This is a genomic window from Mesorhizobium sp. L103C131B0 (assembly GCF_000502275.1).
Taxonomy (GTDB): domain Bacteria; phylum Pseudomonadota; class Alphaproteobacteria; order Rhizobiales; family Rhizobiaceae; genus Mesorhizobium.
This window is the reverse complement of sequence record NZ_AYXC01000049.1, coordinates 1-8,839: the sequence shown is the minus strand read 5'-3', so window position 1 is coordinate 8,839 and position 8,839 is coordinate 1. Positions and strand designations below refer to the sequence as shown.

The 8,839-nt window shown below is 59.0% G+C and carries 13 protein-coding genes and 2 pseudogenes; 8 read left to right on the top strand and 7 right to left on the bottom strand.

What is annotated here, in order from left to right:
- The coding region (locus tag X730_RS135485; protein ID WP_023714583.1) for an IS256 family transposase at positions 1-207 on the top strand (207 nt) is incomplete at its 5' end.
- A gap of 72 nt (positions 208-279) precedes the next feature.
- On the opposite strand, the pseudogene X730_RS01000000165085 reads toward X730_RS135485, so the two are convergent.
- The 4 genes and pseudogenes from X730_RS01000000165085 to X730_RS135490 form a co-directional block, all read right to left on the bottom strand.
- Positions 280-682 (bottom strand): annotated as a pseudogene (locus X730_RS01000000165085) (MucR family transcriptional regulator).
- A gap of 311 nt (positions 683-993) precedes the next feature.
- Positions 994-1,215, bottom strand: a complete 222-nt coding sequence (locus tag X730_RS1000000168005; RefSeq protein ID WP_023827876.1) for an SOS response-associated peptidase family protein — start codon at positions 1,213-1,215, stop codon at positions 994-996.
- Positions 1,163-1,483: an SOS response-associated peptidase family protein gene (locus X730_RS1000000169320; RefSeq protein ID WP_348633137.1), complete on the bottom strand. Its 321-nt coding sequence runs from the start codon at positions 1,481-1,483 to the stop codon at positions 1,163-1,165. The genes X730_RS1000000168005 and X730_RS1000000169320 overlap by 53 nt, the downstream gene beginning before the upstream one ends.
- Before the next feature lie 237 nt (positions 1,484-1,720).
- Positions 1,721-2,062, bottom strand: coding sequence for a hypothetical protein (locus X730_RS135490; protein ID WP_023713615.1), 342 nt, complete (start codon positions 2,060-2,062; stop codon positions 1,721-1,723).
- Between the two features lie 85 nt (positions 2,063-2,147).
- Between X730_RS135490 and X730_RS135495 the strand changes: the two genes are divergently transcribed.
- Positions 2,148-2,618, top strand: coding sequence for a hypothetical protein (locus tag X730_RS135495; protein ID WP_155922562.1), 471 nt, complete (start codon positions 2,148-2,150; stop codon positions 2,616-2,618).
- A gap of 76 nt (positions 2,619-2,694) precedes the next feature.
- Here X730_RS135495 and X730_RS0135285 read toward each other — a convergent pair whose 3' ends face one another.
- Both X730_RS0135285 and X730_RS135500 read right to left on the bottom strand, forming a co-directional pair.
- Positions 2,695-2,994, bottom strand: a complete 300-nt coding sequence (locus X730_RS0135285) for a hypothetical protein (protein ID WP_023827874.1) — start codon at positions 2,992-2,994, stop codon at positions 2,695-2,697.
- Positions 2,995-4,538: 1,544 nt separating this feature from the next.
- Positions 4,539-4,793 carry a DUF982 domain-containing protein gene (locus tag X730_RS135500; protein WP_023827873.1) on the bottom strand — a complete coding sequence of 85 codons (255 nt, stop codon included), beginning with the start codon at positions 4,791-4,793 and terminating at the stop codon, positions 4,539-4,541.
- Between X730_RS135500 and X730_RS1000000168000 the strand changes: the two genes are divergently transcribed.
- Positions 4,792-5,097, top strand: a complete 306-nt coding sequence (locus X730_RS1000000168000; protein ID WP_155922561.1) for a hypothetical protein — start codon at positions 4,792-4,794, stop codon at positions 5,095-5,097. The genes X730_RS135500 and X730_RS1000000168000 overlap by 2 nt on opposite strands.
- Positions 5,098-5,167: 70 nt before the next feature.
- Here X730_RS1000000168000 and X730_RS135505 read toward each other — a convergent pair whose 3' ends face one another.
- Positions 5,168-5,356, bottom strand: a complete 189-nt coding sequence (locus X730_RS135505) for a DUF3606 domain-containing protein (RefSeq protein ID WP_023823908.1) — start codon at positions 5,354-5,356, stop codon at positions 5,168-5,170.
- Between X730_RS135505 and X730_RS135510 the strand changes: the two genes are divergently transcribed.
- The 5 genes and pseudogenes from X730_RS135510 (at position 5,337) to X730_RS00165 (ending at position 8,613) form a co-directional block, all read left to right on the top strand.
- The gene (locus X730_RS135510) at positions 5,337-5,777 is read left to right on the top strand and encodes a hypothetical protein (RefSeq protein ID WP_155922560.1); all 441 of its coding nucleotides are present in this window, start codon (positions 5,337-5,339) and stop codon (positions 5,775-5,777) included. The genes X730_RS135505 and X730_RS135510 overlap by 20 nt on opposite strands.
- Before the next feature lie 471 nt (positions 5,778-6,248).
- Positions 6,249-6,509, top strand: coding sequence for a metal-sensing transcriptional repressor (locus tag X730_RS0135275; protein ID WP_023684828.1), 261 nt, complete (start codon positions 6,249-6,251; stop codon positions 6,507-6,509).
- Positions 6,510-6,514: 5 nt separating this feature from the next.
- Positions 6,515-7,471: pseudogene (locus tag X730_RS135520) on the top strand (cation diffusion facilitator family transporter); the annotation flags it as partial.
- Between the two features lie 105 nt (positions 7,472-7,576).
- Complete coding sequence (locus X730_RS135525) at positions 7,577-8,290, top strand: sulfite exporter TauE/SafE family protein (RefSeq protein ID WP_023827869.1); 714 nt, start codon at positions 7,577-7,579, stop codon at positions 8,288-8,290.
- A gap of 134 nt (positions 8,291-8,424) precedes the next feature.
- Complete coding sequence (locus X730_RS00165; protein ID WP_023827868.1) at positions 8,425-8,613, top strand: hypothetical protein; 189 nt, start codon at positions 8,425-8,427, stop codon at positions 8,611-8,613.
- Positions 8,614-8,839 lie beyond the last annotated feature (226 nt).

Below are 8,839 nucleotides of genomic sequence, written 5' to 3'. Positions count from 1 at the left end.
AAATCCACCAACATGCTGGAGCGGCTCAACGAGGAAATCCGCCGGCGCACCTATGTCGTGCGCATCTTCCCCAATACCGAAAGCTGCCTGCGCCTGGTCAGGGCGCTGGCCGTCGAAACCAACGAAAACTGGATGGAGGCCAACCGCTATATCAACATGGATGATCTGCGCGAGCACAAGAAGCTCGCTCTGCGCCAAGCCGCATGACCAGCATCATGATCGCCCATTTTGCAGAACTTGACGCACACAACCTTGACGTTGCGTCAGGTGGGGTTCGGACTACTCCTTCTTCGCCCGTTTCGCCGCCGCCTTAACCTCAGCCTTCCGACCTAGACCAGACGCCTTCGCAAGGGCCGATCGCTTAGCGGCGTAGTTCGGCGCGACCATTGGGTAATCGTGAGACAAGCCCCACTTCTCACGGTATTCGTCGGGTGTCAGACCAAGTAGGCCAAGGTGGCGTTTCATAGACTGGAATTTCCGACCGTCTTCCAGGCTGATGATGTAATCCGGGAACACAGACTTTTTTGGATTTGCCGCAGGCACAAGCTCTTTCGCAGCCGGTGCGATCTGGCTGCTCAAACCTGACAATGAAGCGTGCACAGATGCAATCNGCTACGTATGCGGAAACGACGTCCGCTGTAAGTTCCGCCAGTTCGACAGCATGGTTGTCTTCGTCAGTCATGTGGTGGTCCCTTGTCTTTGAGACCTCTCTAATGATCCAACTCTACGTGCGCAAGCTCACATGTGCCTGCGGTGAAGTTGCCACATTCCACGCTTGGTCACCGTATGAAATAGCGATATTGATGCGCTTATAGGTATCGCTCGCCCTCGTCGCGGTGCTTCAGGCAGAACCAGTGCGATAGCTGCCTCGGTCGGGCGAAGCCGAAGCCTCCATCCTCACCGCAGCCGGGGTGCCCGCACGCATGATTGTCGACCCGCCGTCGATCGCGCGGGGCCGCTGTCATGCCTCGGCAAGCCGTGTTGGTTCGTCGCTCATAGGGGGTTGATCGGCCCGACCAGGCCGGGATGGTCGTTGGGCAATTTGTAGACGGCGCTGGTGTTCACCTCACGCCCAACGCGGTTGAACTGCAGCTGACCGTCGATGTCGTGGCTGAGAATGTCCTTGAGGCTGTCCTTGGGCGACGCCGGATCCAGCCAGGCGTCATAGTATGCCGGGTCGAGAATGAGAGGCTGCCGATCGTGCAACTGCTTCATCGGGTCTGCGGCAGGCTCTGTGATGATGGTGCAGCTGGTTATGTCGAGATTGGAATTGTAGNTGCAACTGCTTCATCGGGTCTGCGGCAGGCTCTGTGATGATGGTGCAGCTGGTTATGTCGAGATTGGAATTGTAGGCCCAAAGGCCGGCGAAAGAGAATGGCGCGTGGCCCGGCTGGTAGATGTGCCAAGGGTCTTTGTTGCCGCCTGCTGGTTCCGCGGGCCCGACTTGACGCTCACATACCGAGCGTTTGAGTGCTTCCGACAGGTCGAGCGGCCTCAGCGAACAACTCAGCCGCTGCCTGGACCTTATCAGCAGCCTCTTCGACCCGATCGAAGCGCGTCAACACACGACATTGGAGCATCGACAACCGCGCAGCGTGGTAGAGCTCACTCCGCTTGTGACCGTCCGAGTCCAAGGGTTGAAACAGCATCGTCATGGCGAAAGCCTCCCTCCGATGCCCGGCTCCCGTCGAAGTCGAGAGGCCGGGCCGTTAGACCGCGATCAATAGTCGGAGTCATAGTCGCTGTTGTCGTCCTGCTGGATGACAACGTGACGGCGGTGATGCATCGGACGGTTGATCGATCCGGTGACCACAACGTCGCTGGACCGATGATGATGCCGGCCCCAAGCGCGCTCGCCATTGTCGTAAAACGCCTGCTCGCCATGATGGCGGCGATGGAGACGGTGTCCGTTCCGATAGATGACCACACGGTCGTTATTGTTGTCGTCCCAAGAATGGCGGTGGTGGTGTCGGTGGGTCTGGATGACGATGCCTTCTTCTGCGGACGCGACCGCAGGGGCAGCCAAGCAAAGCGCCAATGCGCCCAGGATGATGGTCTTCATTCGAGTTCTCCAAAAACCTAAAACGCCCTTCGGTAGGGAAACTTTGCTCAAGGACTTTGGTTCCGACACCCATCGGGGCGTGCCCATGAGCGGCACGTCAGGCGATCGTCTTGAAAGACCTCGCAACCTCGTCAGACGCGCCGCGCTGGCGCCCGCACCTGTATGGACTCGGCAGGAGGCAAGGAACGCACCATCGAGCAAAGCCATTCACGCATTCGACGGCGCCATGACCTCGATCAATGCACCAGACGCGACTCGTTATGTCCCGCAGGAAGAAATGCGCAGGATGGAAGCTCGCGCCTTGATCGGCCGACATCAGCGCGGCGAGCGCCTCACACCAGACCAGGCAACGAAGGTGAATCGTGCGAGTGCCGGCCGGCAGACGACCTGCGAAGCCTTGATCATGGTCGTGTCCGACGCCACCAAGACGCTAATGGTCCGGGTGATGCTTCGGGTGGAGAACGAGATCTGCCGCAAGCTTTCGAACAACGAGATAGACCTGATCATCTTCGAAGTCGATCGCTGGGTCAAAGCCCGCGAGCCAGTGCTGCACTGATGCCGGGGGGAGAGATCTCAAAAGCTGCATAGAAGGATATGCGGTCTTGCCGCTACGCTCTGCCATGAGGCTCGTATCACCTTCTCGCTTTTCGCCAGCCGGCCGCGACGGCCTCTGCTTCGCTGCAGAACCAGCGCTCGCCGTACTGAGGACTGATCTTCGTCTCCCAGTAATGCTCCTGCCCTGCGACGTGATAAATCCGCTCGCCGGTATTGATGGAAATGTCCCCCTTGACATCGCAGCTCGCCGCGCCGGCCGTGCGGGTTCCACTCAGCCAGCCAGTTGGGATGAGCCCGACGACATTGTCGAGAGCTTGTCGGTTAACGGTGAAAAAAGCGGTCAAGGGAACCATCACCAGCGCCGGCAGTATTGCCATCGCCACAACCGCCGCCGCTTGGCGTTCTTGCGCCAGCGGTCGGCCTGGTTAGCCCCTCCATGACGCTGGACTTTGCCCACGCCCTCTCTCCCCCCGTGCAAAGAACGCGTCCATTCCACGCTTGAGTCCATACATCAGGAGCCGCTAAACTTCGGGTGTTGTTCACGATCCGGGCTAGGCCATGAAAATACTTCGACCGAGATCCAAGCCTAAGAAGGCTTACCCGAACAGCGATAGGTTCGGCGACGACGGGCGGCGAATTTACAGCGCATACGCGGGTGCGGACGGGAAGAAGCCTGCCAATCGGCGCAAACAGCACCGCCGCCATGCTCATAGCCGGGGCATCAGTCGCTGCGGTTCTTAGCGCATTGTTTTACCTGATCGGGGCCGGCTAACCCGAGATCGCCATTCCGAAGCCAACACCCAGGCCTATGGCAGGCCAAGGAACAGCTTGTCGGCAAGATCAAGGGCCGAAGGCGCGGACAGGGCGCCAAGCATCCTGGCGGGGCTCTCTGAGGGCGTTGGCGATGTCATCGAAGATGGTTTCCATCGGTCGAGTCTAGATCGCAACGCCTCTGTGTATCCCCGGTTTGTTCGTCAAAGTCTAAGGATCGGGGAAGCGCAATGGAAAGCACGTGCAGTAACGGTTGATTCAACCATTGCTGGTAAATTGCGGAATGTGGGTGGCGGCTCCGACAGTTCGGGGTGGAACTCGATGCCAGAGCCGCCTGCGCAGCCAAGGTTGGGGTTTGACCGCGCCGTCCTATTCTGGGACAGCGCGGTCAACGATTCGTTAANGGAACTAATTAAGCACGCGCTAATTGACTCGCGGTCTCGGGAGTCAGTGCATGCGTGAAGTTCATTCCTCCGATGGAGCCGATTTTGGCGGGACAAGCCTCCCGAGCGTCCCGTACCGGCCGCCGTCTTCGTCTTCCCTCTTCCTAGAGGTCGGCCATTCGTTGGGCGAGTGGGTTGTTCGCATCATAGGGAGGAACGGTGAAACGTATTCCCGAGCATTCGAAAATGAGGCAGATGCCGTCGCTTTCGCGGGCGATCAGTCTTCTCGTCTAGGATTGGAAGCTCCCCCAAGGCGAGCAACTTGACCGCCCTTCGCTGAACATCGAAAGCGCGGATCTGTGAATCCCCCTTGGAATATCGTCGCCTCGAAACACTTCGGGCGGTCGCACTGTTCCCATATCAGCGTCTTCCCAAAACTGCCCACTACCTCAACGGCTGGTGGGCTTTTTTGTACGTTAGCGGAACCTGAAATTTGGGGGCTTGTTGATAGAACGGCAGCGAGTGGGTGTTCGCTGCTGGTCGAGGTCCCGCAAGACTCGGCCGGGCTCGCATCACCTGCCCCGGTCGGTGCGAGCCCACCGTCGCGCGACCAAGCGAGACTCCCCTGTGTCGGTCCCTATTTGATACTAGGGGACGGCGGTTAATCATCACGATGGTTTATGGCACGTTGTGTCGAACATGCCGAGCGCCGGGCTCGGGCTGCAGCAGGTGCTGGTCGATAGCGGCGGCCTTGAACGCCGCAAATGCTACGGCCGGACTGCAGCTTCCATCCTTGGCCTCCGCNGCTGGTCGATAGCGGCGGCCTTGAACGCCGCAAATGCTACGGCCGGACTGCAGCTTCCATCCTTGGCCTCCGCGATCAATCGGCACGCATCCCTATAGGCCGCCGCACCCTTATTTGGCCACTGCCCCTGGAGCGCTTCCTCGGCCTCACAGATAGAGGAAACCGTCATTGATTTACGGTCTACCAGCTTAACGAACAGCGGTAAAAAGGTGCCCATGGCACAACCTCGCGACCTTTTAGTGCGCCGAACGCAACAAGAGCTTTTTGGTTTCCATGCCTATTTGATTTTGGACCCATTTCAGCACGAGCCAATTGAATCGGCGGTTGGACCCATAGCAATGGCCGGTGCAGCCCCGCCACGTTTCGCCAAAACATGGATTAAAACTCAATTCAGCAGTCGAGCTTTTTGCGTCCTACGCGTCCAGTTCGAGCGGCTCGTGCTGCGGATCGGCATGATAGGTGACTTGGCGAAAATCGCGCATGTGATCTGTTGGCCGCAAACAGGGCAAGGGATGAAATGATCGAGCTCGCTCGCAGGCGGGCCGTCATGTCGGTGACCGATTATTGGTCTGCCGAGATCCGAAAGCCTGGTCATTGTTTCCGCAGCGCCTTGGCTTCCCGCTCCAACGTCTCGCGTTGATTGCCGTGCTTCGCAATCAACTCTTTGACCTGCTGGGGTGTGATGCCGGTCTTTGTTGCGAAATATTCAACTTCATAATCCTCGTCGGCTGAGACACGGTCCCGATCGCGGAAATCCCGCTTGCTCTTGTCATCGGCCATATCGTTTCCTCCTTCGCTCATCCCGCAACGTCGAGTTGACGTGTTTTGTTGCACCAAAAGCCGATTTCCGGTTTCGGAACCATTTCAGCACAAGCTAATTGAATCGCCGGGTGCGGGTGAGTTCATGCGTCTAAAGTTCGTCGAGCCTTTGCTGCCGACCTTGGTCGAGAAGCCTCCCGAAGGCGACGAATGGTTGCAGCAGCAGGGCGACCACCGGCACGATAAAGAACAGCCCGACCAGGAGCAGGGCGCGCCGGCAGCTTGTTGCAGAGCTTGCGCGCTCCACGCCATCCTTTCATGGCGCGGCGAAGTTTCTGTGTCGCGCTCGCAGGACAACAACTCGCCGCTCCCTGGATCCTTGGGGAGCGACGAGCGCGGGTTGCTACCGAACCTTCCGCCGTCGTTGAACTATGCTGGATGAGTCCAGCTACTCCAGATCGATTGCCCGCCGGCTCATGCTGGCGGGCTTTTTGCGTCAGCCGGGAACATTCCCGGTCCAAGGCAGTTCGGTCACACCCGGCTCGTTCTTCAGCGGTCCGGCCGGTGACCAAGATGCGTCCCTCACTCGTCATGGTCGGCCCGCGCAGCCTCGGAAGCAGGCGCGGGCCATCCCCATCACAAAGCCCGCTGATCCGACCGACGGGCTTCTTCAGTTTCACCACGCAAAGAAAGGCCCGGTCGTGAACTGACCCCATAAAGTTGGACGGTTCATTGAGTTGGTAGGTTTAATAGCTGGTTCCTGTATTGCACAGGGGCCAGCCCTTTCAAGCCCAGATTCCAATTTCCGGAACCATTCAGCGCCATGGATACACGCTCTGCGGGGTGGCTGATCAAGAGCCTATCGCGCTCACATCATACTTGACGCATCCTCCCTGGGGGGATACCGGTGGGCATGTCCGAAGGCATCCATAGTTCTCATCCGGCTATCGTGAAGCGCTTAAAGCGCGCACAGGGGCATCTTGCATCCGTGCTTGGCATGTTCGAGGCGCAGCGATCCTGCCTGGACCTGGCGCAGCAACTCCATGCAGTGGAGAGCGCCATCAGCAGCGCAAAGCGAGAACTGATCCACGATCATATCGAACATTGTCTGATCGACACGGAAGCGGGAGGCAACTCGCTGGCAGAGCTCAAGCAACTGGCGAAATACCTATGACCAGTATCGGCGCACGCGTCTTGGATTGGTTCGGCTTCGGGTCACATGATCATGACGCGCATGCTCATGACGATGGCTCGCACGGCCATACGCACGGGGTCATCGACGCAACGATTGCAACCACTGACCGCGGCATCTGGGCCATCAAATGGTCGTTCGTCATCTTGGCCATGACGGCGGCATTGCAGATGGCCGTGGTGTTGGTGTCACGCAGCGTGGCGCTGTTGGCCGATACGATCCACAACATAGGCGACGCCACAACCGCCATTCCGCTCTGGATCGCATTCATGCTGGCACGACGCAAGCCGTCACGGACCTTCAGCTACGGCCTTGGCAGGGTAGAGGATCTGGCCGGTATCATTATCGTGCTGATCATTCTGTTCAGCGCCATCGTCGCCGGGTACCAGGCTATCGAGCGCCTGGTCAGTCCGCAGGCAGTGACTCATCTCGGTTGGCTGACCGCGGCGGGCATTGTCGGCTTCCTCGGGAATGAGGCCGTCGCGGTGTTTCGCATCCGTATCGGCAGGGAAATCAACAGTGCGGCGCTCGTCGCCGACGGCTATCATGCCCGCACCGACGGGCTTACCAGCCTTGCAGTGGTCATCGGCGCCATGGGCGTCTGGCTCGGATTTCCACTGGCCGACCCGATCATCGGGCTTCTCATCACGGTCGCTATATTCGGTATCGTCTGGCAATCGGCGCGCTCAGTGCTCACCCGCATGCTCGACGGCGTCGAGCCGGGCGTGATGGCCGAAATTCAGCATGCCGCTGCGCATGTGCAGGGTGCTCGCGTTGTCGACGCCAAGGCCCGCTGGATTGGCCACAAGTTGCATGCCGACATCGCTATTGCAGCCGACGGAACCTTGCCTCTCTCAGAGGCAAACAAGATCACGGCGGCGCTGGAGAACGAACTGTTCGAACACATGCCGGCGCTCGCAGCTGCCAACATCCGGTTTTCGACCGACCAAGGTGAGCACGAGCATCCGCACTCTCATGATCAGGGCGAACATCACGGCCACCAGCACTGACAACTGCCGGAAACCACTCGCTTTTGCCGGCCTCGGCTGATGTTCCAGGCGCTTGTCGAATTTCAGCGCTCCATATACCTGGCGCTCGCAGATCAGATAAAGCTGCTGTCAGTTGGCGGTGATTGGCTTGCGTTCCTTGCCTTTCTGCCGATGGGCCTCCTGTTCCGTGCGGCACATGCTCTGACGCCCGGCCACAGTAAGGCTGTCTTGGCGACTTACCTTGCAGGTTCGGATGCGAAGGTTTCGCGCGGCCTCCTGGTGTCGATTACGCTGTCCTTCACTCACGTGGCGACAGCGGTGCTGATCGCCGTATTCTCCCTGCCGCTCGTCTCGATTGCATTGGGCAGCGTTGGACGCGCACCACTGCTTGAGGGTGTGAGTCGCGGTCTGCTCGGGCTGATCGGCGTCTGGATGCTTTGGCGTTCGGTGAGCCACGGCCACCATCACAAGCATGAGGGCGAGGCCGTTGGAGTCATGGCCGGTTTGATTCCGTGCCCGCTGACCCTTTTTGTCATGACCTTCGCGATTTCCAGAGGGGTGCCGGGAGCTGGAATTCTGTTCGCAATCACCATGATGGTGGGCGTGGCCCTAACGCTGTCCAGCGTGGCGGTACTGTCGATCTTGTTTCGGGAGCGCCTGGTGCATTTTTTCGACAGCAGGCCACGGCTGTTCGATACCATATCGCGAGCAATCGAAGGCGCAGCGGGCCTTGCCCTCGCCAGCGTAGCGGTCTGGCAACTTACAGCCGGATAGAGCCACAGCTGTCCACAGACCCTCTCCTTTCTTAGGAAAAGGCGATGAGAAGCTGCGGCACGCAAGGCTGCTGGATTTCTGGGAGGATGATGGAAATGGCCGTGCCTAAGAAATAGCGCGCGACCTACGCCTGGATGTACGGCGCCCAAGCGCGCAAGGATGGCAAGGAGCGTGAGGCGCCAGCTTACTGGCAGGAACATGCCGATGCGTGGCTGCAGGGCTTTGACGGTGTGGCGATGGCTGGTTTTGGTAAGACCAAGACCGTCAAAGACGAGATGGAAGCCGAGGTCGACGATGCCGCCGTCGAGCCGCCCGCCGAATAGCCATTTTGCCGTATGCCGTATGGTCGTTTTTGATTGGAGAAGGGTTTCGTTGGGCCTATAAAGATTGCGTTTACCATTGCCTTTTTAGGAAGAATGCGATGGTTGCAACGCCCATAGAAATCGCTCAAGCCGCTACTGCGACTACGGCCACCTTGCTGAAGTGGCAGAAGTCCATGGAGGAACGCGCCACGTTTCGCCAGAACATGGATCAATCGCGCAGGGCGAT

Coding starts and splice junctions, on each gene's coding strand:
- X730_RS1000000168000 (WP_155922561.1), top strand. CDS start 4,792: ATGGCACAACCTCGCGACCTTTTAGTGCGCCGAACGCAACAAGAGCTT.
- X730_RS135495 (WP_155922562.1), top strand. CDS start 2,148: ATGAGCGGCACGTCAGGCGATCGTCTTGAAAGACCTCGCAACCTCGTC.
- X730_RS0135285 (WP_023827874.1), bottom strand. CDS start 2,994: ATGGCAATACTGCCGGCGCTGGTGATGGTTCCCTTGACCGCTTTTTTC.
- X730_RS0135275 (WP_023684828.1), top strand. CDS start 6,249: ATGTCCGAAGGCATCCATAGTTCTCATCCGGCTATCGTGAAGCGCTTA.
- X730_RS00165 (WP_023827868.1), top strand. CDS start 8,425: ATGTACGGCGCCCAAGCGCGCAAGGATGGCAAGGAGCGTGAGGCGCCA.
- X730_RS135490 (WP_023713615.1), bottom strand. CDS start 2,062: ATGAAGACCATCATCCTGGGCGCATTGGCGCTTTGCTTGGCTGCCCCT.
- X730_RS135525 (WP_023827869.1), top strand. CDS start 7,577: ATGTTCCAGGCGCTTGTCGAATTTCAGCGCTCCATATACCTGGCGCTC.
- X730_RS1000000168005 (WP_023827876.1), bottom strand. CDS start 1,215: ATGAAGCAGTTGCACGATCGGCAGCCTCTCATTCTCGACCCGGCATAC.
- X730_RS135505 (WP_023823908.1), bottom strand. CDS start 5,356: ATGGCCGATGACAAGAGCAAGCGGGATTTCCGCGATCGGGACCGTGTC.